The organism is Sphingobacterium litopenaei, assembly GCF_014692495.1.
Lineage (GTDB): Bacteria > Bacteroidota > Bacteroidia > Sphingobacteriales > Sphingobacteriaceae > Sphingobacterium > Sphingobacterium litopenaei.
The window spans coordinates 197,187-218,734 of the sequence record NZ_JACOIJ010000001.1 but is presented as its reverse complement, the minus strand read 5'-3'; the positions used below and the strand labels follow the sequence as shown (position 1 = coordinate 218,734).

19 protein-coding genes, 1 tRNA gene and 1 pseudogene are annotated in these 21,548 nt (G+C 37.9%); 20 read left to right on the top strand and 1 reads right to left on the bottom strand.

Features of this window, described 5'->3' with window-relative positions; all coding sequences use genetic code 11:
- Positions 1 to 56 precede the first annotated feature (56 nt).
- The 10 genes from H8B04_RS00945 (at position 57) to H8B04_RS00900 (ending at position 10,817) form a co-directional block, all read left to right on the top strand.
- Positions 57 to 1,541, top strand: coding sequence for an ATP-binding response regulator (locus tag H8B04_RS00945; protein ID WP_190301153.1), 1,485 nt, complete (start codon positions 57 to 59; stop codon positions 1,539 to 1,541).
- Complete coding sequence (locus tag H8B04_RS00940) at positions 1,534 to 5,124, top strand: response regulator (protein WP_165290972.1); 3,591 nt, start codon at positions 1,534 to 1,536, stop codon at positions 5,122 to 5,124. Before H8B04_RS00945 ends, H8B04_RS00940 begins: the two co-directional genes overlap by 8 nt.
- An 11-nt stretch (positions 5,125 to 5,135) precedes the next feature.
- The gene (locus tag H8B04_RS00935) at positions 5,136 to 5,513 is read left to right on the top strand and encodes a response regulator (RefSeq protein WP_165290971.1); all 378 of its coding nucleotides are present in this window, start codon (positions 5,136 to 5,138) and stop codon (positions 5,511 to 5,513) included.
- Positions 5,514 to 5,516: 3 nt separating this feature from the next.
- On the top strand, positions 5,517 to 6,338 hold the full coding sequence (locus H8B04_RS00930) for a CheR family methyltransferase (protein ID WP_165290970.1): 822 nt from the start codon (positions 5,517 to 5,519) through the stop codon (positions 6,336 to 6,338).
- Between the two features lie 4 nt (positions 6,339 to 6,342).
- A complete protein-coding gene (locus H8B04_RS00925; RefSeq protein WP_165290969.1) occupies positions 6,343 to 6,909 on the top strand; it encodes a chemotaxis protein CheB in 567 nt (188 codons plus the stop codon).
- Positions 6,910 to 6,926: 17 nt separating this feature from the next.
- Complete coding sequence (locus H8B04_RS00920) at positions 6,927 to 7,307, top strand: response regulator (protein ID WP_190301152.1); 381 nt, start codon at positions 6,927 to 6,929, stop codon at positions 7,305 to 7,307.
- A 329-nt stretch (positions 7,308 to 7,636) separates the two neighbouring features.
- Positions 7,637 to 8,170, top strand: coding sequence for a dihydrofolate reductase family protein (locus H8B04_RS00915; protein ID WP_190301151.1), 534 nt, complete (start codon positions 7,637 to 7,639; stop codon positions 8,168 to 8,170).
- An 80-nt stretch (positions 8,171 to 8,250) separates the two neighbouring features.
- Positions 8,251 to 8,820 (top strand): DinB family protein, encoded by a 570-nt coding sequence (locus tag H8B04_RS00910; RefSeq protein ID WP_190301150.1) that lies wholly within the window; start codon positions 8,251 to 8,253, stop codon positions 8,818 to 8,820.
- A gap of 402 nt (positions 8,821 to 9,222) precedes the next feature.
- Positions 9,223 to 10,500, top strand: coding sequence for a DUF3472 domain-containing protein (locus tag H8B04_RS00905; RefSeq protein WP_190301149.1), 1,278 nt, complete (start codon positions 9,223 to 9,225; stop codon positions 10,498 to 10,500).
- Between the two features lie 244 nt (positions 10,501 to 10,744).
- Positions 10,745 to 10,817: transfer RNA gene (locus tag H8B04_RS00900), tRNA-Lys, on the top strand.
- Positions 10,818 to 11,604: 787 nt separating this feature from the next.
- Here H8B04_RS00900 and H8B04_RS17230 read toward each other — a convergent pair.
- Positions 11,605 to 11,670 (bottom strand): annotated as a pseudogene (locus tag H8B04_RS17230) (hypothetical protein); the annotation flags it as partial.
- 255 nt (positions 11,671 to 11,925) lie between these two features.
- Here H8B04_RS17230 and H8B04_RS00890 point away from each other — a divergent pair.
- The 10 genes from H8B04_RS00890 to H8B04_RS00845 all read left to right on the top strand — a co-directional run bounded on the left by H8B04_RS00890 (position 11,926) and on the right by H8B04_RS00845 (position 21,548).
- Positions 11,926 to 12,390: a DUF6428 family protein gene (locus H8B04_RS00890; protein ID WP_190301148.1), complete on the top strand. Its 465-nt coding sequence runs from the start codon at positions 11,926 to 11,928 to the stop codon at positions 12,388 to 12,390.
- Between the two features lie 19 nt (positions 12,391 to 12,409).
- The gene (locus H8B04_RS00885) at positions 12,410 to 13,024 is read left to right on the top strand and encodes an arsenate-mycothiol transferase ArsC (protein WP_190301147.1); all 615 of its coding nucleotides are present in this window, start codon (positions 12,410 to 12,412) and stop codon (positions 13,022 to 13,024) included.
- Between the two features lie 3 nt (positions 13,025 to 13,027).
- Entirely contained in the window at positions 13,028 to 14,059 is a 1,032-nt protein-coding gene (gene arsB / locus H8B04_RS00880) for an ACR3 family arsenite efflux transporter (RefSeq protein WP_028069441.1), read from the top strand.
- Between the two features lie 68 nt (positions 14,060 to 14,127).
- Positions 14,128 to 14,439: a hypothetical protein gene (locus H8B04_RS00875; protein ID WP_081817835.1), complete on the top strand. Its 312-nt coding sequence runs from the start codon at positions 14,128 to 14,130 to the stop codon at positions 14,437 to 14,439.
- An 85-nt stretch (positions 14,440 to 14,524) separates the two neighbouring features.
- The gene (locus tag H8B04_RS00870) at positions 14,525 to 16,696 is read left to right on the top strand and encodes a TonB-dependent receptor (protein ID WP_190301146.1); all 2,172 of its coding nucleotides are present in this window, start codon (positions 14,525 to 14,527) and stop codon (positions 16,694 to 16,696) included.
- 3 nt (positions 16,697 to 16,699) lie between these two features.
- Entirely contained in the window at positions 16,700 to 17,494 is a 795-nt protein-coding gene (locus tag H8B04_RS00865; RefSeq protein WP_013407368.1) for a cation transporter, read from the top strand.
- 265 nt (positions 17,495 to 17,759) lie between these two features.
- On the top strand, positions 17,760 to 17,939 hold the full coding sequence (locus H8B04_RS00860) for a hypothetical protein (RefSeq protein ID WP_081817834.1): 180 nt from the start codon (positions 17,760 to 17,762) through the stop codon (positions 17,937 to 17,939).
- A gap of 268 nt (positions 17,940 to 18,207) precedes the next feature.
- Complete coding sequence (locus tag H8B04_RS00855) at positions 18,208 to 19,089, top strand: DUF3347 domain-containing protein (RefSeq protein ID WP_188753285.1); 882 nt, start codon at positions 18,208 to 18,210, stop codon at positions 19,087 to 19,089.
- A 14-nt stretch (positions 19,090 to 19,103) separates the two neighbouring features.
- A complete protein-coding gene (locus H8B04_RS00850; RefSeq protein ID WP_028069437.1) occupies positions 19,104 to 19,409 on the top strand; it encodes a hypothetical protein in 306 nt (101 codons plus the stop codon).
- A gap of 18 nt (positions 19,410 to 19,427) precedes the next feature.
- Entirely contained in the window at positions 19,428 to 21,548 is a 2,121-nt protein-coding gene (locus tag H8B04_RS00845) for a heavy metal translocating P-type ATPase (RefSeq protein WP_190301145.1), read from the top strand.

The following is a 21,548-nucleotide window of genomic DNA, read 5'->3' as shown; positions in this document are numbered from 1 at the left end:
ATCTGGAAAACCTAGATTAACCGTCTACTGCAAAAAAATATTTTTAAAAATCTACTATGATCTTGATTGTCGATGATAAAAAAGAAAATATATACTCCTTAAAAACACTTTTAGAGTCTAAAAACTTTGAGGTCGACACTGCATTATCAGGTGAAGAGGCTTTGCGCAAAGTGCTGAAGAGAAATTATGCATTAATTATATTGGATGTGCAAATGCCAGGAATGGATGGTTTTGAAGTCGCTGAATCTTTAGCTGGATACAGTCGAACAAAAGACATTCCTGTTATATTTCTATCAGCAAATAATACCGACAAACAATTCATCACCAAAGGTTATGATTCAGGAGGAATTGATTACATCACTAAGCCCGTAGATCCTGAAATATTGTTACTCAAAGTAAGAACCTTTTCGCGACTTTATGAGCAGACACAATCGCTCAATGAAGCTCAACTGCGATTACAATCTGAAATCGAAAGTAGAAAGAAAGCACAGGAAGAACTAAAAATCCAAGTAGAACATTTGCGTTCTATCATGGAAAGCTTGCCTCAAATTGCATTTTCTGTAGATGATTCTGGTAAGATAAGTTATGTGAATCACAATTGGCTTAATTATGCACCAGATGGAGAAACGCTTCCGATTGCTCATCCCGATGAAACAGATCAACTGGCTTATTTTTTAACGCACTGCAATGAGCTTAATGGCCCTATAGAGCGAGAAATTCGAATCAAAGAACTAGAATCTGGTCAATACCGATATCACCTGTTACGCATTATCCCAATTCGCGAGGACAATAAAATATGTAATTGGATAGGTACCTTGACAGACATCAATGATCAAAAATTGATAGAAAGCAAGAAAGATGAATTTTTGAGTATTGCCAGCCACGAGTTAAAGACTCCTCTTACGGGGATTAAGGCGTATGTTCAATTATTGGAGCGTGTAATTGGCAAACAAGACATTAATATTTCGAAAACCTATATCGAGCGTGCAAAGGATGAGGTGCTCAAATTAGAAAGCCTCATTTCGGACTTATTAGATATTTCTAAGATCGAAAATGGGCAGATGAAAATCAATAAGCAAGAAATTGACTTAGAAAAAACCATTACCAATGCAATCGAAACTATACGCGAAACTTGTTGTCCAAATATCACAATTGAACGTCAAGGAGAAGTTTTCGACAAGCCTGTGGTGGCAGATGCATTGCGAATAGAACAAGTTTTGGTGAATTTTCTGACAAATGCTATTAAATATGCCCCAGAATCTGAAAAAGTCTTAGTCAAAACTTCTGTCAAGGACAAGGAGCTTTGTATAGCCGTACAAGATTTCGGTATTGGAATACCTATAGAAAAGCAGAAATATATCTTCTCGAAATTTTATCGTGTAGAGGAATCTTCTTTAAAATTCCAAGGCTTAGGAATAGGGCTTTACATCTGTGCAGAAATTATAAAACAACATCAAGGAAATTACGGAGTAGAAAGTAAAGTGGGCGAAGGAAGCACCATATATTTCACATTACCATATAACCAACAAAATTATGCCTAAACATTTGATTAAGAAGCTACAAATTGGCTTTGGATTATCATTTATTATCTTATTAATTACATCCATAGCGTCATTTATAAGTGTACGCAATCAAATCAATCTGCGCACCAAAGTACTTAATACGCAGAACACCCTTTTGCAAGCTGATCGGGCATTAGTGGATTTACTAAATGCCGAAACGGGCCAACGTGGCTATTTATTAACGAATAATGAAGAGTTTTTAAAGCCGTTTTATCGAGGTTTAAAATCCTTGCCAAAGTCATTAGATGAAATTAATAAGCAACTTGATTCTTCACCCGAACAATCGGCTCGGGTTGATTCAATTACTCGATTGATAAATACGCGATTATCTATATTGGAGAATCTGGTAATCGCCAAAAAAAATCAGGAACAGATAAATCTTGATCTTCTCAATGAAGGTAGAATCTATATGGATAGCTGCCGATCATTAATAGAAAATCTCATAGCTACTGAAAATGCGGCATTACAAATGCATAGCGCGGCGATGAATAAAACTTCTAATTACACGTCCATTTTTATCTTGTTGGCCTGTGGTATTTCCCTAGTTATTACATTCTTCTTTTATCAGCAAATTCGCAATGAATTTGCGGCACGTGAACAATTACAACGTCAACTGCAGGATAAAGATGAACAATTAGCCAAAAGATTGGCTACTGTCCAGCGTATTGCCAGCAAAATTGCCGAAGGCGATTATTCTGTCCGTGCGAACGAAGACGAAAAAGATCATTTGGGTGGAATTGCAGCTGCATTGAACGAAATGACAGCAGCTTTGCAAAAATCATTCAATGAAATAAGTGCTAATGAGTGGAAACAAACAGGATTAGTAAAAATCAATGAGATATTAACGGGTAATAAACCAGAAGATGAAATTGCAAAAGATGCGTTAGCTCATTTGATACATTACGGAGAATGTATGAATGGTGCATTCTATACCTTGGAGAACAAAATGCTCATTATGAAGAGCGCGCACGGGTTAGAATCTAAAATGGCAAAAAATTACCAACCTGGCGAAGGAATGGTGGGACAAGTGTTCTTGGATAAAAAACCTAGAGTGTTGGAAAACATCAATACTGAGGACTATGTGGTAAGTTTCGCCGCAGGGCAATTAAAACTTCCGCATCTAGTTTGGTTGCCATTGACAGCCAAAGGCGAATGTTTTGGTGTAGTTGAATTGGCTTCCGATAAAAAATTTGAAGAGGAAGATTTAGGATTTTTCGAAGAAGCTTGTAAATTGATTACGTTAGAAATTTTAGCGGCGAAAAGCAGACAACGCATACAAATGTTGCTAGAAGAAACACAGGCACAATCCGAAGAGTTGCAAATGCAGCATAGCGAATTGGAAGGCTTAAATAATGAGTTAGAAGCCTATACCCAACGTTTGCAAGCTTCCGAAGAAGAACTAAAAGTACAGCAGGAAGAGCTTTTGCAATCGAACCAAGAGCTCGAAGAACGCACCAAATTATTGGAAGAAAAGAACCACTTGATTGCCATTCGCAATGCTGAGATTCAGAAAAAAGCGGAAGAGCTTGCTTTGAGCACCAAGTATAAGTCTGAGTTCTTAGCGAACATGTCGCATGAATTACGTACACCTTTGAATTCTATTCTCTTGCTATCAAGATTGATGGTCGAAAATGCAGATGAAAATCTGAACGAAGATCAAATAGAATCAGCAAAAGTTATTCAAAGTTCTGGTACAAGTTTATTGAGCCTTATCGATGAAATTCTTGATTTGTCCAAGATCGAAGCTGGAAAGATGAAACTTGAATATGAATCTGTTTCCTTAGCTTCTACTTGTCAAGATTTGCATAAAATGTTTAAACCTGTGGCAGAAGACAGAGGGCTTGCATTTATCACCGAAATTGACAGCGAGCTGTCCGAGGCAATAGAAACAGATAAACTACGTTTGGAACAAGTTCTTCGTAATCTTATTTCTAACGCAATTAAATTTACACAACAAGGAGAAATTAAATTAAAAATATCTGCAGATCCACAACGTCAAAATAATATTTTATTTGCCGTCTCTGATACGGGAATTGGTATTAGTGAGGATAAACAAAAAATTATTTTTGAAGCTTTCCAACAAGCGGATGGATCTACACGCCGTAAATTTGGTGGTACAGGTTTAGGTCTTTCTATTAGCCGAGAGATTGTACGTCTTTTAGGTGGAAAAATCAGTGTAGAAAGCCGCATTGGAGAAGGAAGTACGTTTACGGTTTCTATTCCTTCACATAAAATTACAGAAGTAAAAGAAGAGAATTTTACAGAATTATCTGTAGAAGAACCTTCAAAAACAGCTGAAGTCCAAGTCGTAGAAAAAGTGGTTCCAGCTTACACTATTTCGCATATTCCTGAAGAGATAGAAGACGACCGCAACAATATGCAACCTGGTGATAAACTCATTCTGATCGTAGAAGATGACACCAATTTTGCTAAAGCGTTATTAAAATATACGCATCAGCAAAACTACAAAGGCATTGTTTTAGTGCGTGGTGATCAAGTATTGGAAGTTGCAGAGAAATATAAGCCTTTAGCAATTTTACTTGACATTCAATTACCAGTGAAAAATGGATGGGAAGTCATGGACGAATTGAAAAGCAATAGCAAGACAAGACATATTCCAGTACACATCATGTCTTCTTTACAAATGAAAAAAGAAAGCTTGATGAAGGGCGCTATTGATTTTATCAATAAACCAATAGCACTGGAACATATGGGACAGATTTTTAAAAAAATCGAAGAAGCGCTGAATCGCCATGCTCAAAAAGTCCTTATTGTAGAAGAAAATCCTAAACATGCGGCGGCGTTGTCATATTTTCTAAATAACTATGATATAAGTTCTGAAATAAAATCCAACGTCGAAGATAGCGTAAAAACACTACTCAATTCAAAAGTAAATTGTGTTATTCTGGATATGGGATTGCCAGATAGAACAGGCTATGAAACACTAGAAGCAATCAAAAAACATGAAGGATTAGAAAACTTACCTATTATTATTTTCACGGGCAAGAACCTCTCCCATGCCGAGGAATTGAAGATTAAAAATTATGCAGATTCTGTGGTAATTAAGACCGCACATTCATTCCAACGCATCTTGGATGAGGTGGGACTATTCTTACATTTAGTCGAAGAACAAAATGGTGAACCTAAAAATAAAACCAACAGATTAGGTGCACTTGGTGATGTATTGAATGGAAAAACAATTCTTATCGCAGATGATGATGTAAGAAACATCTTTTCATTGACTAAAATTTTAGAAAAATATAAAGTAAATGTAATATCTGCCATGAATGGTAAGGAAGCTTTGGATCAGCTAGAAAACAACCCAAATATTTCAATGGTATTAATGGATATGATGATGCCGGAGATGGATGGTTACGAAACGATCCAAAAGATACGTAATATGCAAGCGTACAAATATCTTCCTATAATTTCGGTAACTGCTAAAGCAATGACTGGAGATAGAGAGAAATGTATTCAGGCTGGAGCATCAGATTACATATCAAAACCTGTGGATAAAGATCAACTTTTATCCCTATTGCGTGTTTGGTTATATGAGATATAAATATTAGAAAGATGACGACCGAGAAAAAAGATGTGGTATTGATCATGGATGATGATAACCGCAATACTTTCGCCTTGCAGTTAACATTAAAGGCTAAAGGCTACAAATTTATATCTTGTTCCAGTGCTAAGGAAGGACTAGAAATATTAGCAACACAGCAAAATATCGGCATAGTATTGATGGATATGATGATGCCCGAGATGGACGGATATCAAGCGCTAAAGGTAATGAGAGTAACCACGCATTATCCTGAACTGCCCATAATAGCTGTCACCGCGCAGGCCATGAGTGGAGATCGTGAAAGATGTATTGCTGCGGGAGCAACAGATTATATAGCTAAACCAATTGATGTAGATATTTTAATGAAGATACTTAGAATTTATATGTAAAAAATGGAGCTAGATATTATCAAAGACCAAGAAATGGAAATGCTTTTGGAAGATGTATCAGCAATATACGGTTACGATTTTTCACAATATAGTAAAGCTTCGCTCAAGAGAAGATTAAATAGAATTTGTCTTGTTGATAGGTTTGCGAGTTTTGCAGAATTGAGATATAGAGTGATAAGCGATAAGACTTATCTGCAGCGTTTTGTTGAAGAGATTACGGTGAATGTGACAGAAATGTTTCGAGATCCGTTGTTTTATAAAAAGTTAAGGAATGATATTTTGCCTAAATTGGGTACTTATCCGTTTATACGTATATGGGTAGCTGGCTGTTCTACAGGTGAGGAAGCTTACTCTATTGCTATTCTCCTGAAAGAGATAAACTTATATCACAAAGCATTGATTTATGCTACTGATATTAATCCTACGGTAATAGAAAAAGCTTCAAAGGGTATTTTCCCATTGAGTGTAATGAAACAATATTCGGAAAATTACATTCATGCTGGAGGAACAAAAGATTTTTCAAGCTATTATACGGCTATGTATGATGTTGTGAAATTTCAAGAGGAATTGAACAGTAGAATATTATTTTCTACACACAATTTAGTGTCGGACAGTTCGTTTAATGAATTTCAATTGATATTATGCCGTAATGTATTAATATATTTTGATAAGGAATTACAAAATAAGGTGTTCAATTTATTTGATAGTAGTTTGCAGACCTTAGGCTATTTGGCTTTAGGAGACAAGGAGACCATTCGTTTTTCATCATTGGAAAAACGTTTCAAACAGTGCAAAGGACACAAAATCTATCAAAAGATGAGTTAAGAAAATGAATAGTGAAACAAAGGTTTTATTGATTGGAGGTTCAGCTGGAAGCATTTCCGTGCTGTTTCAAATGTTGCCTGAGATAAACACAGACATTCATTTTCCTATCATTATTATTTTGCATCGTAAATCTTATCCTAAGAGTTCATTGAGTCAATTATTTGAGACAATGACTTCGCTCAACGTAATTGAAGTTGAGGATAAGACTGAAATTGCTGAAGGGAATATTTATCTTGTTCCCGCGGATTATCACTTGCTGTTCGAAAATGAAAACACCATATCTTTGGATGCATCAGAAAAAGTAAACTATTCTCGTCCTTCCATTGATGTAACTTTCGAATCAGCAGCGCGAACTTTTAATAATAGCGTTACAGCAATTTTACTTTCTGGAGCCAGCCAAGATGGTGTGGAAGGCTTAAAAAATATAAAACAGCATGGAGGAAAGGTAGCAATACAAGATCCTAATTCGGCGGAGGTCGATTATATGCCAAGGCATGCACTTGAGCAACTCCCCGATATTATCCAACTGCAGCCTCCTCAAATGGCCCAATTTATTAATAATTTGAAATAAGACATTTACCATAACCTATGAAAAATAAGAAAATATTAGTTTTTGATGATGACAGAGCTATTTTAGAAATATTTTCAATAGTCCTGGAAAGCGCAGGATATGATGTAGAAATATCTTCTACCTCTCATGATATCATCGAAAAAGTGACCGCCATTGAACCAGATTTGGTAATAATGGACAATTGGATTCCAGAGATTGGAGGCGTAGAAGCAACGAAATTGTTAAAAAGTCATCCTGACTTTAAACATATTCCTGTTATATATTGTTCAGCCAATAATGATGTAGAATCTTTGGCTCAACGCGCTGGAGCAGAAACATTCTTATCCAAGCCTTTTGACTTGGACGAATTGGAGAAAAAAGTAGAAAGTACAATAGAAGCTTCTTCAGCCCTAAAATAGCGTTCATCATAATTCAATATAGGCTTTCAAAGCCATCGGTTTCAATAAAAGCTCAATCTTCGGATTGAGCTTTTTCATGTAATGAAGTCTTGTCTTATGCCAACTTTTTCTTGTTGAAAAAATACCAATTTTAATTATTCGTTATAATAGAGACTAATAATAGTATGAAAGTGAAAACTACAGCTTACTTTCCGAATATATTCAGGAGTAAAAATTATAGTCACATTTTGAAATGGAGAATTTGAGAGAAATTATTCTTTCATAATTTCTATGGTACTGTAACATTTAATTATTATTTATCGTTATAAATAGATATCAAAAACTAACCTATGCGAAAAGTCTGCTTATTCATTGCTTGTAGTCTGGACGGATATATTGCAAAACCAAATGACGATCTGAGTTTCCTCCAATTAGTTGAAAAAGAAGGCGAAGATTACGGCTACGCGAAATTTACCGAAACTATTGACACCTTCATTCTCGGCCGAAAGACCTACGATTGGGTAAAAAATAATATTGGAACAGCACATTATGATAATGGAGAACGTGATGTGTACATCATTACACGAAGTTCACATCCTAATGAAGGGCGAACTATATTCTATAATGGTGACTTAAAGTTATTAGTCAATCAACTGAAAGCGAGGGAAGGAAAACATATTTATTGTGATGGTGGCGCTGACGTCGTCAATTCTTTATTGAAGGAAGATCTCATTGATGAGATGATTATTTCTATAGTCCCTATCCTACTTGGTGCGGGTACACGTTTGTTTCAAGATCATAGGCCCGAACAGTTGTTAGAATTAGTAGAAAGTAAAGCTTTTGAAACAGGATTGGTACAAGTGCATTATAAGAGAAAACATTAAAATATGTGAATGCTATTTTAATATTCAACAATCCAACTTAGCTTTATACACCTAGTAATAAACACATTACACCATTTACCATGAAAACTGACCTTTTAATTCAACAACTAATAGATCAGACATTTAAGATATTAGACCAAGGACAGAAACTTAATTCATTTGATTTGGAGACTTTGACATGGCGTCCTAATGAATCTTCCTGGAATATATTAGAATGCATAGAACATCTTAACAGATATGCAGATTATTACCTTCCAGAAATTCGTGAAGCTATTCAAAATTCTAATTCTACACCTAATTCCGATTTTAAAAGCAGTTGGCTAGGGAATTATTTTGCGCAGAGTATGCTGCCAAAAGACAAACCTAACAAAATGAAAACCTTTAAATCAAAAAATCCTATCCACCAAAATTTATCCATAGAAGTCCTTGATAAGTTCTTAAATCAGCAAAATGATTTGATCAATCTTCTGATGCAAGCACGTTATGTTAATCTTAACATAACAAAAATCAAAACTTCACTTTCTTCATTAATTCGAATAAATCTAGGTGATACATTTAAATTTTATATCAACCATATTATGAGACATTTAAAACAGATTGAAAATATATTGTGTGAATATCAACTTGAGAATCTCAAACCGATTTATTAATCAAATAATAAGGCTACATTTTATTGTTTTGAACATCTATAACCTCATGAATTCTGGTTCATTTAAATTTTTTTCATATGCAGGGATGCCATTTAAAATAAACTTCAAGGAGTAACTTGTAGAGTAATTTTAAATCAAAAACCAATGCTTTCGTATATGTATAGGTTAAATTTCCATTCAATCTTTCTTCTTATTAAATTGGTCGTCCATACATCAAAAAAGCACAATTGAAAACTTTGAAGATATACTCCTCGAATTATCTATTAAAATATTACAATTTTAAACAACCGATTGAAACCTGTATTTAGTCCTTATTACATCGTTTAGGACAGTTCTAGATATTTAAAACAGCATTTTCGCTCAATAAAATTTAATAATTTCACCGTAAGCTAAATACAAATTATGATTAGATTATTAAATATAGTATGCTGTCTTTTGTTGGTTAATTTCAGTTGTACAGCACAGCACGCCCCTCAAAAAGAAAAATCTGGTTATGCGGTTCCTGTTATTGGAAATTCATTCGAAATTGGTTACACCAAAGGTAAGAACGCAGTTGGTAAAGAATATGTAACCATTAGCAAAGGAGATTCGAAGAAGGTAAGTACCTTTTTTAAGGTAAACAGCAAAGGTGATCTTACAGTAAAAGCGGTAGCAAAAGTTCTTTCTTCTAATGTAGCTTCCCTTCAAATTGCTGTAGGAAACAGCACTAAAAGAGTAAAAATTTCGGGTAACGAATTCCAAACTGTTGACTTAGGGAAATTCAGCATTTCAAATGAAGGCTATAAAAGTGTTGATTTTTTATCCTCAACAAAAGATATAGCAATTGAAACTATTATTTTGGAAGGTTCTGCAACAGCAGATGGAGTGATTTACTGTCGTGATAAAGACAATTTTTATTGGACACGCCGCGGACCATCTTGTCACTTGGGATATGGTCCACAAGGTGAAAATACAACATATTACTACAACGAAGTATTAGTTCCAGAAGGTCAAGATGTAGAAGGTTCCTACTTTATGGCAAATGGATTTGGTCAAGGTTATTTTGGTATTCAGGTAAACTCTCCTACTGAGCGTCGTATTTTGTTTTCCGTATGGAGTCCTTTCCACACGGATGATCCAAATGCCATTCCAGAAGATCAAAAAATCAAATTACTAAAAAAAGGTAAGGATGTATACATTGGAGAATTTGGAAATGAAGGATCTGGTGGTCAAAGCTTTTTGCGCTACAATTGGAAAGCTGGAGTGACCTACAAATTCTTATTAAAAGGGCAACCTGATGGCAAAGGAAATACAGATTTCACGGCTTGGTTCTTTGCTCCTGAAAATAACAATTGGGCTCTGATAGCAAGTTTCAAACGTCCGCAAACAAATACGTACCTAAAAGGCTTTCATAGCTTCTTAGAGAATTTCAATCCAAACCAAGGCTATTTGACGCGCCACGTACAATTCAAAAATCAATGGACATACAACGGACAGTGGAATAAAGTTACTCAAGCTCGATTAACAGTCGATGCTACATATAGACAAGGTAATCGCGTAGATGCTACAGGTGGTACTACGGCAAATGGGTATTTCTTGAAAATGGGTGGATTCTTTGATGAAATCGAAAAACCAGACACAATCTTCAAGTTTGATAATACACAGAGTGCTCCTCAAATTGATTTCGATTCTCTACCTTAAGAAACAAAAATATGCGTTAAGAAAAAGCAGATTCCATTTGGTATCTGCTTTTTTGTTTATTCAAATCAGCATATGAGCTTTTCAGTTCATACTAAGTACGAAAAGAACAAAAAAATAATTCACACAGATAGAGTGTTTTACGATATAAAGTAAAAATTTATTTACCCATAATTTGCATTTACAACTAAAAACCCTACCTTTGCATCACTTCAAACAACGAAGGATAATTCAAAATAAGAATTAGGATTCCGTAGCTCAGCTGGTAGAGCAATACACTTTTAATGTATGGGTCCTGGGTTCGAGTCCCAGCGGGATCACCTCTTGGGACAAGTCTAAAAAAGAAAGACTTGTCCCATTTTTTTTGCTCTGTAACTTATTGTTATTCTGATAGATAAGAGCAATCACAGAATTTAGCCTCGGAGTTCGATGTTGTGTTCCGTCAAATTCCAAAAAATCGGGGAACATCGAACTCACTATAAGTCTTTTTTCCTCAATATCGCCGTTTTCATAGCGTCTATCAATGTTTGCGACCTTTTTTAAGGCAGATGCTACCAAGTCTTTAATCTCCGTTCCGACTACTGCCAAGTTGTTCAATCTCTTTTCCAAAACTTCAATCTTTCCTTTGGTCAATTTCTTTACTTCTTGGAAATCATCGTCTGCCATTTCTCCATCCGCATTCTTTAAAAGTGCATTTTGATAGCGTTTGTTCAACGCATCAATCTCACCTATGATATTTGCCCGTTCCGTGTTTTGGGCTTTGGTTTTATTATTGAAGTCTTTTATAAAGGCTTCGATAAAAACCTCGACCATGCCCTCTTTTGGCGACATATACCGTAATTGCTTTAGGAAAGCCTCATTGGCGGTTTCGGCTTTGAACCGTACTCCGCAGGCGGAAGTGCAATGATAGTAATTGTAGTAGACCCCCATCTTGCCCTTTGATGCACTCCCTGTAAGCATCCTATTACAATTAGGGTTAGGACATTTAATAAACCCTCTAAGCGGTAGGTTTTCCATAGCCACTATTTTAGGCTTTATTTCCCTTTTTCTACCATCGAGAATTTCCTGTATATCGTCAAACAGCTTTTCACTGATTAACGGCTCGTGTTGCCCTTGCACTAAATATCCCTTTTCCTCTTTGTAGGGAGGAATGACTATTTTACCACAGTACAACGGGTTTCGTACAGCTATCCAAAAACTGTTTTTGTTGAACCGACCTTTGCCATTGGCTTTTTCCCGTACCATCTTCCAAATCTGTTCGGTATTGCATTGATGAAAATATATGGAAAGAAATTCAAGCCGAATTGAACACTTTTTTTAATCAAAATGTACAAGTTACCAAGTGCTGTACGTAGTGTTTTTTTTAGCATTTAACATCGTTATATTGCAATATTAAGTTTACTATTTCATTTTTTAAATTCAGTTATTATGAAACTATCAAAAATCAAAGAAATCTTGCCAACATTGGACAATGTTGAATTTCAATTAGAGAACGGAACATTTGTTCCCGTACATTTCCACGTTACGGAAATAGGGCAAATCACTAAACATTTTATTGATTGCGGTGGTGTAGTCCGTATAGAGAAAGCGGTAAACTTTCAACTGTGGGATGCCAACGACTATGAACACAGGTTAAAGCCCGCCAAACTATTGAACATTATCAAGCTATCAGAAGAAAAACTGGGAATGGAAGATGCCGAAATCGAAGTAGAATATCAAAGCGAAACGATTGGCAAATTTGACTTAGACTTTGACGGTCAACATTTCATCCTAAAGAACAAACAGACGGCTTGTTTGGCAAGCGATGCCTGTGGCATTCCTGCCGAGAAGCAAAAAATAAACTTATCAGAACTGAACAGCACTTGTTGTACACCTAATTCGGGATGTTGCTAAACACTAAAAACAAATCGTAATGTATAAAAATTTAGCTGAAACCATAAACGGGATTATTGACGTCCAAACCGTAAAAGAGGAACGTAAAACCACACTGCAACCGCTGATAGATTTTGTACGGCAAAAAGCAAACAGCGGTGAGGATATAAACCTCAATTTTATCTGTACCCATAATTCACGAAGAAGCCATTTAGCACAGGTATGGGCGCAGTTGGCAAGTGCATACTTCAATATCCCGAACGTACATTGTTATTCGGGCGGTACAGAAGAAACAGCACTATTCCCGAAAGTGGCGGAAACATTGACCAATCAAGGTTTTCATATTTTCAAGATTGCGGAAACCGATAATCCTGTATATGCGATAAAATACAGCGATAATGCTTTGCCAGTCATTGGGTTTTCAAAAAAATACGATAGTCCTTTCAACCCTGCATCGGCATTTGTCGCCATTATGACCTGTTCGCAGGCGGACGGTGGATGCCCATTCATTGCCGGAGCGGAAAAGAGAATACCCATCACATTTGAAGACCCCAAGATTTCGGTCGGCTCACCCGAACAGGCACAGGTATATGCTGAAAGGAGTTTGCAGATAGCGCAGGAAATGTTCTATGTTTTTTCAATGATTAAAAGTTAGCCGATGCAACCAAAACTAAAATTTCTTGACCGTTACCTAACGTTATGGATATTCCTTGCAATGGCGACAGGAATAGTATTAGGGTATTTCTTTCCGAGCATTTCCAATGTTACAAATGCCTTATCCGTAGGCACTACCAATATTCCTTTGGCGATAGGGCTTATATTGATGATGTACCCACCTTTGGCTAAGGTGGATTATTCATTGTTGCCCAAAGCATTTAAAGACACGCAAGTAATCGGCATATCTTTATTACTGAATTGGGTAATCGGTACAGTATTGATGTTTGGTTTAGCCGTTTTGTTTTTACGAAACGAACCCGATTATATGACGGGTTTAATATTAATCGGTTTGGCAAGATGTATCGCTATGGTCATAGTATGGAGCGACTTGGCGAAAGGGAATAGAGAATATACGGCATTATTAGTCGCATTGAACAGTATCTTTCAGATAATAAGTTACAGCTTCTTTGTTTGGCTATTTATTAACGTATTACCCAATAAATTAGGCTTAGCCAATTTCAATGTAAGCGTATCAATGAAAGATGTAACCGAAAGCGTATTGATATACTTAGGTATTCCTTTCTTAGCAGGTTTTATAAGTCGTTACGCACTTGTAAAGTCAAAAGGTATAGAATGGTATAACCGCAAATTCGTTCCCAAAATATCACCCATTACATTATATGCTTTATTGTTCACCATAGTATTGATGTTCAGTCTGAAAGGTGATAAAATATTGGAGTTGCCAATGGATGTAGTAAAAGTAGCTATACCGCTTATCATCTATTTTGTACTGATGTTTTTCGTGAGCTTCTTTATCAGCAAATTCTTAAATGTTCCTTACGACAAAAACGCATCCATCGCATTTACAGCCACAGGAAATAATTTTGAATTGGCAATAGCCGTAGCAATAGCTGTTTTTGGCATTCATTCACCACAGGCTTTTGTGGGCGTAATCGGCCCACTGGTGGAAGTTCCGGTACTGATACTATTGGTACGAGCAAGTTTGTGGTTAAAGGGAAAGTATTACACATAGAAAAGGTTTTTTTTAAGGGATGAAATAAGAGTAGAGATTTGAAAACTAATTTTTTTTACCTTTGCATAATGAAATATTTATCATTCATATTAGCTTTAATGGTGTTGGTGTTATCAACAGCACCTTGCTTTATGGTAGATAAATGCCTTGACCTCGCATACCAAACATCAGATAGTCAAGAACAAGACAACGATGATTGCGGGATGGATTGTTGCTCCCCTTTTTCTAAATGTAATACCTGTACGGGGTTTGTAATAACGTCATTTTATTTTTCAATTGCTAACTCTTTCCAATTACCTGAAAAGAAATTAGGAGTAATAACTACGTCACCTATTTCTGACTTCCCCTATTCTATTTGGCATCCACCACAAATCGCTTAATGTATAGTGCTTCGGCACAAGTTAGTTAGTAACGATGCTTTGCATCGTAATTGTTTATTTCTTCACATTAAGCATCATTTTTACAATGAAAAAAATACTCATTGTGTCATTTTTCATGGCACTAAACCTTTGTGTATATGCACAAAATACATTAACCGCTGTCGTAAAAAGCAGTGGAACGAAAGAACCTTTAATTGGCGTAACGGCATCTATAAAAGGCACTTCAATTGGAGCAACATCTAACGAGAACGGGCAAATTACATTATTCAATATTCCTAATGGATTACAGGAAATACATTTTAGTTATATAGGCTTCAATGAACGTATTGATACATTAGAATTTCCATTAAAGGACACCAGTGTTATTGAAATCCTACTCAAAGAAAGTTCAGAGGAGTTAGACGAAATTGTCATATCCTCTACCAGAAGCACGAGAAGCATACAAAATATTCCTACCCGTATTGAATTTATCGGAGGTGAAGAATTGGACGAAAAAGGAAATATGAAAGCAGGGGATATTCGTATGCTTTTGAGCGAGAGTACAGGTATTCATGTCCAAACTACCTCACCCACAAGTGCCAATGCAAGTATTCGTATTCAAGGACTTGACGGGCGATATACGCAAATTTTAAAAGACGGTTTCCCGATTTATTCCGGTGCTTCAAGTGGGTTAGGTTTGTTGCAAATTCCACCGCTTGACTTAAAGCAGGTTGAAGTTATTAAGGGTTCAACATCTACGCTGTACGGTGGTGGAGCAATAGCAGGCTTGGTAAACTTAATTTCCAAGACACCAACGGAAGAAAGGGATTTGCGTTTTCATTTAAACGGAACATCGGGCAGAGGATTGGACATCAACGGTTTTTACGGACAAAAGTTTAATAAAATCGGAACAACAATATTCGCTTCGCACAACCGAAACGTAGCTTACGACCCTGCACAAATCGGACTTTCTGCCATTCCCCAATTTGAAAGGTATGTATTGAACCCCAAGTTATTTGTTTACTTCAATGATAAAACTAAAATGAACTTTGGCATCAACGCCACCATTGAAAACCGTTTGGGTGGCGACATGCTTTATATAAAGGGCAAAGCGGACAACACACACCAGTTTTTCGAGGAAAACAAAACACAGCGTTATTCCACACAATTTGTTTTTGACCATACAGTAAATGAAAACAGTTTTGTCCAAGTCAAAAACAGCGTAAGTTATTTTAACCGTAATACAGCTATTCCCAATTACGAGTTTGAGGGAACGCAAACAGCCACTTTTACGGAAGCGAGCTATACCCACAGCAAAGAAAAGTCTGAATGGATAACAGGTGTTAATATTTGGACGGATAACTTCAAAGAAAAACAAATTACCTCATTTCCGTTAAGGGATTACAATCAAACGACATTCGGGGCTTTCGTTCAAAATTCTTTTAGGGCTACGGACTGGTTTCAATTGGAAACAGGTTTAAGAACGGATTACGTGGTGGATTACGGGGCTGTTTTTCTACCAAGAGTATCGGCATTGTTCCATATTGCAAACGGATTGACTTCACGCATCGGGGGTGGATTTGGGTATAAAACACCAACCATTTTTACCGAAGAAAGCGAACGCATACAATATCAAAACGTTATGCCTATTGATGATAATACCAATAAATTAGAAAAGAGCTACGGTGCAAATGCAGACATCAATTACCGCACGAATATGGGCGATGACTGGACGTTCAGCATCAACCATTTATTCTTTTACACCTATTTAGACAATCCATTGTTGCTTCAAAATATGGCAACAAATACTTATCAGTTTATCAATTCATCGGGTTACATCCATACCAAGGGAACAGAAACCAATGTGAAAATCGGCTATGATGATTTGAAACTATTTTTGGGCTACACATTTACCGATACCCGATTGCTGGAAAACGGAACAAGTACCGAAAATCCATTGACCCCAAAACACCGTGTTAATTCCGTACTGATGTACGAAATAGAGGGTAAATGGAAGATTGGTTTGGAAGCCTATTATTTCAGCCCTCAAAAGTTGAATGACGGTACAACTGGAAAGGACTATTGGATGTGTGGCTTTATGGCTGAAAAGATTTGGGAACGTTTCTCTTTGTATATCAACTTTGAAAACTTCCTTGATACAAGGCAGACACGTTTTGACAACATCTATACAGGCACAATAACCAACCCTGTTTTTAGAGACATCTATGCACCGTTGGACGGATTTGTAATTAATGGTGGAATAAAATTTAAACTTTAAAATATGAACAAAACCATATTCAATATTACCAAAATGGATTGCCCCAGTGAGGAGCAATTAATCCGTATGAAATTGCAGGATTTTGATACGGTAAAGTCATTGGAATTTGATATTCCCAATAGGGAATTGAATGTTTATCATAGTGGAAACCCCGAGCCGATTTTATCGGCTTTGGAAACTTTGAACCTAAATACAACGTTGATTTCAACCGAAGAAACTGACGGAGTTATTGAAACGGATACAAGCAATAGACAACGGAGGCTACTTTGGACGGTACTGGTTATCAACTTCGTTTTCTTTGGAGTGGAAATGTTGTTCGGTATTTTTTCCAACTCAATGGGATTGGTAGCGGATAGCTTGGATATGCTTGCCGATAGTATCGTCTACGCTTTGGCTCTGTTTGCTGTAGGGGGTACGGTCGCAAGAAAAAACAACATAGCCAAATTTGCAGGGTACTTCCAAATCTTGTTGGCTGTTATCGGTTTTGTGGAAGTAATAAGACGTTTTTTAGGTTTTGAAAAGATGCCCGATTTTCAAACGATGATTATCGTTTCAGTTTTGGCACTAATGGCAAATGTGCTTTGTCTTTACCTGTTACAAAAGAACAAAAGTAAGGAAGCCCACATGCAGGCAAGTATGATTTTCACATCGAACGATGTCATTATCAATTCGGGCGTTATCGTTGCAGGTCTCTTGGTTCATTGGCTTAATTCAAGCTACCCCGATTTGATTATCGGAGCAATTGTATTTGTAATTGTGGCAAGAGGGGCATATAGGATATTGAAGTTAGTAGAATAAGTCGTTATATTTTCAAGTGATAAGCAAGCTGTTTTAGAAATGCCCTTTTTCCGGCCAATTTTTTATTGTGGTTGGCGAAAAAAGGGTATTTTGTAAATCCTGGAAAAGTGGATAGGTGGTTTTGCTCAGATAAGCAAAAAAATCTTAAAAATCACATAAAAAACCAATCTAATTTGTAACTTTGTTGCGTTGAAAAATTATAGAATACATATAGGCATTTTGACATTGTTCTGTTTGGTTTTCTTTATGATGCCAAGTCAGAGCTATGCCTGTTCCAAAAATTCAACAAAGACCGAGCAGTCTTCCTGCTCAAAGGAGAAATCCAAAAAATCAGAACATAAAAAAGGTTGCAAGGGCAAATCCTGTAAAAAATGCAAAAGTGACAAATGCGGGGGCGGCTGTTCACACAGCTCTTGCAGGTGCGGTGCTTCAACCACTTCCCTAAATGTCCCAACCATAATCGAATTAAAGGCAAAAAATCACTTAGCAGCAGTTAAAAAGCAAAAATTCGGTTTCAAAGAAGCCTACTATTCTTCGGGCTTTTTCTCCATTTGGCTACCGCCTAAAATAAGCTAAAACTATGGCCTGATAGCCATAGGTGTGTCCTGTCAGAAGCTGTTCCGGCTTTTGCAAATCCCCTATTTGTATCATTTACTTAAAATTTAAAACAGAAACGGGTTTATCAATCCCCCGTTTCTCAAAATGCAATTATTATGAAATCATTATCAAAAATAGTGATGGTAATCGCCGTGTTACTATCATCAATAAACGGCTTCGCACAAATCAAGAATGCGAAAACAGAAACCGTAAAGATTTACGGCAATTGTGGTATGTGCAAAACCACCATCGAAAAAGCAGGTAACGTAAAAAAGGTAGCCAGCGTGGACTGGAACAAAGATACCAAGATGGCTACGCTCACCTATGACGGCGACAAAACAAATCAGGATGAAATTCTGAAACGTATTGCTTTGGCTGGTTATGACAGTGAGAAGTTCCGTGCGCCGGATGACGTATATGCTAAACTGGCTGGTTGCTGCCAGTATGATAGACCCGTGAAGACGGTTGCCAAAAACAAAGAGGCGGGAATGGACATGAATGCCGGACATGGCAATCACGACCATGGCCAAATGGCAGCATCCGCTAACAAAGATGCAGCCCAAAACCGATCACAGCTAAAAGCTGTATTTGACAACTACTTTTCAGTGAAAGACGCTTTGATAAAAACCGATGCGGCGACCGCATCTGCCAATGCCGCTGAATTGGCCGCATCCCTTAAAGCAGTCGATATGAATAAGCTATCGGCAGAGGAACATACGGCTTGGATGAAAGTAATGCAGGACTTAACGGCCAATGCGGAAAGCATTTCAAAATCAAAAGACGTTGCAAAACAAAGAAGTGCTTTTGCGGCACTTTCGGGAAGCATCTACACACTGGCTAAAGTGTCTAAACAGGACACCCCCGTTTATTACCAGCACTGTCCTATGTACAATGGAGGTAAGGGAGCCAATTGGCTAAGTAAAGAGAATGCGGTTAAAAATCCATATTACGGCTCACAGATGCTCACCTGCGGAAGTACGGTCGAAACCATTAAATAACAGGTCTGAAAGCTATGGTACAGTACAATGACATGGTGCAGGCACTTAAAGACCTAAGACAGCGTGGGTACAGTATGGACTTTAGTCTGTTGCCGGACTGCCTTTACTGTGCGTCAAGGAGCCTGAAACTAAAACCGGAGGATTTTACGGTTACGGAAACTCATAGGTTTGAAAGCCTCGACAGCAGTCCTGATAACAATGCCGTAATTTATGCCATATCGTCTAATGATAGTAAGAATAAAGGCGTACTTGTTGATGCCTATGGTACTTATGCCGAAGAAATGACCCATGAGATGGCAAAAAAATTAAGTGCAACATAACTTTTAAAACCCCTTGTTATGAAAAAATATACCTGTCCTATGCACCCACAGGTGCTAAAAGACGAACCGGGCAAATGCCCGCTCTGTGGCATGGCATTGGTTCCCGTTGGCGGTGCGTCAGTTTCTCATGAACACACATCAGAACATGGGCATTCCGGGCATTCTCAACATGGCCATGCTGACGAAAACTTTAATAAACATGAGGGACATCATACAGGTGATTTCCTCACTCGTTTTTGGATAAGCCTTGTCATTACAATCCCTATACTGCTCCTGTCGCACATGATACAGCAATGGTTAGGTTTCTCGCTTGCTTTCAATGGCGATAAATATGTGTTGCTGGCATTGGGTACGGTGATTTATTGCTATGGAGGCTTACCATTCCTAAAGGGAATGATTGGCGAGGTGAAAGCCAAAGCCATAGGGATGATGACACTTGTTGCTATCGCCATATCCGTAGCCTATGTCTATTCCGTAGCCGTTGTATTTGGCTTGCAGGGTATGGATTTCTTTTGGGAACTGGCAACCCTAATTGACATCATGCTGTTAGGGCATTGGCTGGAAATGCGTTCCCAAATGGCTGCTTCACGGGCATTACAGTCATTGGTAGCGTTACTGCCCAACGATGTTACCGTGGAACGAGGCGGAGAAGCTGTAAAGATAAAGCTCGAAGACCTGCAAAGCGGTGAAACGGCTATCATAAAACCGGGTGAAAAAATTCCAGCCGACGGATTGGTTCTGGATGGGCTTTCATATATCAACGAGAGTATGCTTACCGGAGAAAGTGTTCCCGTAAAAAAGGAAAAGGACGGAAAGGTCATCGCAGGCTCTATCAATGGCGATGGTGCGCTGAAAGTTAAGGTAACAGCCGTTGGAAAAGACAGCTACCTGAACAGGGTTATCAATCTTGTGCAGGAGGCACAAGCTACTAAGTCCAATACGCAAAACCTTGCGGACAAAGTTGCCAAATGGCTCACCTTTATTGCCATTGCCGTGGGCATAGGCACATTTGCCTATTGGTATGCAAGCAGTGGAGATATTGCCTTTGCGCTTGAAAGAATGGTGACGGTAATGGTAACGGCCTGCCCGCACGCATTGGGCGTGGCTATCCCGTTGGTGGTCGCCATTTCCACAACGCTATCGGCGACCAATGGTCTGCTCATCCGCAACCGCACAGCATTTGAAACCACCCGTAAGCTATCTACCATCATTTTTGACAAAACCGGAACGCTCACCAAAGGTTCCCATGCCGTGGAAAAGGTTATTCCCTTTACGGACGAATACAATGCCGATGCAGTTATCCAGTATGCTGCCGCAGTACAGCAAAATTCGGAACACCATATCGCGAAAGGCATTATGGCTACATTGAAAGAAAAGAGGCTTGCGTTATGGAAGTCTGAAAACTTTAGCTATATGCAGGGTATAGGTGTAAAAGGTGTTGTAAACGGAAAGAGTGTTGTAGCTGGTGGCCCGAATTACTTCACCGAAAACCACCTTTCTTTGCCGGAAATTCCAGCCGAAATTAATCAGGTAGCCGAAACAGTAAACTTTGTTCTCATTGATGACCGGGTAATCGGACTCATTACTTTGGCAGACAGCATCCGTGAGGGGTCGGCACAGGCGATTGAGGAACTCAAAAAAATGGGCATCAAGTCCTTTCTGCTCACGGGGGATAACGACAGGATTGCTGCTGCCGTAGCCGGAAAATTGGGTATGGACGGGTATTTGGCCAATGTGCTTCCGCATAACAAGCAGGAGAAAGTAAAGGAGTTTCAGGCAAAAGGCGAAATCGTAGCAATGACTGGTGATGGTGTAAATGATGCACCTGCACTGACACAGGCAGATGTTGGAATTGCCGTGGGTTCCGGTACGGACGTGGCTGCCGAAACAGCGGATATCATATTGGTAGACAGCGACCCGAGGGATGTGGTCAAACTGATTGACTTCGGCAAACTTACCTACAAAAAGATGGTACAGAACCTGATATGGGCGGTTGGCTACAACGTGGTGGCAATACCGCTTGCGGCAGGCGTACTCTATCCGAATTTTGTTTTAAGTCCCGCTATGGGTGCTGTGCTGATGAGTGTAAGCACCATTGTAGTGGCTATTAACGCAAGTTTTTTAAAAATCAAAAAATAA

Excerpts from the sequence above, each read along its gene's own strand:
- H8B04_RS00945 (WP_190301153.1), top strand. The coding sequence starts at position 57 with ATGATCTTGATTGTCGATGATAAAAAAGAAAATATATACTCCTTAAAA.
- H8B04_RS00940 (WP_165290972.1), top strand. The coding sequence starts at position 1,534 with ATGCCTAAACATTTGATTAAGAAGCTACAAATTGGCTTTGGATTATCA.
- H8B04_RS00935 (WP_165290971.1), top strand. The coding sequence starts at position 5,136 with ATGACGACCGAGAAAAAAGATGTGGTATTGATCATGGATGATGATAAC.
- H8B04_RS00930 (WP_165290970.1), top strand. The coding sequence starts at position 5,517 with ATGGAGCTAGATATTATCAAAGACCAAGAAATGGAAATGCTTTTGGAA.
- H8B04_RS00925 (WP_165290969.1), top strand. The coding sequence starts at position 6,343 with ATGAATAGTGAAACAAAGGTTTTATTGATTGGAGGTTCAGCTGGAAGC.
- H8B04_RS00920 (WP_190301152.1), top strand. The coding sequence starts at position 6,927 with ATGAAAAATAAGAAAATATTAGTTTTTGATGATGACAGAGCTATTTTA.
- H8B04_RS00915 (WP_190301151.1), top strand. The coding sequence starts at position 7,637 with ATGCGAAAAGTCTGCTTATTCATTGCTTGTAGTCTGGACGGATATATT.
- H8B04_RS00910 (WP_190301150.1), top strand. The coding sequence starts at position 8,251 with ATGAAAACTGACCTTTTAATTCAACAACTAATAGATCAGACATTTAAG.
- H8B04_RS00905 (WP_190301149.1), top strand. The coding sequence starts at position 9,223 with ATGATTAGATTATTAAATATAGTATGCTGTCTTTTGTTGGTTAATTTC.
- H8B04_RS00890 (WP_190301148.1), top strand. The coding sequence starts at position 11,926 with ATGAAACTATCAAAAATCAAAGAAATCTTGCCAACATTGGACAATGTT.
- H8B04_RS00885 (WP_190301147.1), top strand. The coding sequence starts at position 12,410 with ATGTATAAAAATTTAGCTGAAACCATAAACGGGATTATTGACGTCCAA.
- arsB (WP_028069441.1), top strand. The coding sequence starts at position 13,028 with ATGCAACCAAAACTAAAATTTCTTGACCGTTACCTAACGTTATGGATA.
- H8B04_RS00875 (WP_081817835.1), top strand. The coding sequence starts at position 14,128 with ATGAAATATTTATCATTCATATTAGCTTTAATGGTGTTGGTGTTATCA.
- H8B04_RS00870 (WP_190301146.1), top strand. The coding sequence starts at position 14,525 with ATGAAAAAAATACTCATTGTGTCATTTTTCATGGCACTAAACCTTTGT.
- H8B04_RS00865 (WP_013407368.1), top strand. The coding sequence starts at position 16,700 with ATGAACAAAACCATATTCAATATTACCAAAATGGATTGCCCCAGTGAG.
- H8B04_RS00860 (WP_081817834.1), top strand. The coding sequence starts at position 17,760 with ATGCCTGTTCCAAAAATTCAACAAAGACCGAGCAGTCTTCCTGCTCAA.
- H8B04_RS00855 (WP_188753285.1), top strand. The coding sequence starts at position 18,208 with ATGAAATCATTATCAAAAATAGTGATGGTAATCGCCGTGTTACTATCA.
- H8B04_RS00850 (WP_028069437.1), top strand. The coding sequence starts at position 19,104 with ATGGTACAGTACAATGACATGGTGCAGGCACTTAAAGACCTAAGACAG.
- H8B04_RS00845 (WP_190301145.1), top strand. The coding sequence starts at position 19,428 with ATGAAAAAATATACCTGTCCTATGCACCCACAGGTGCTAAAAGACGAA.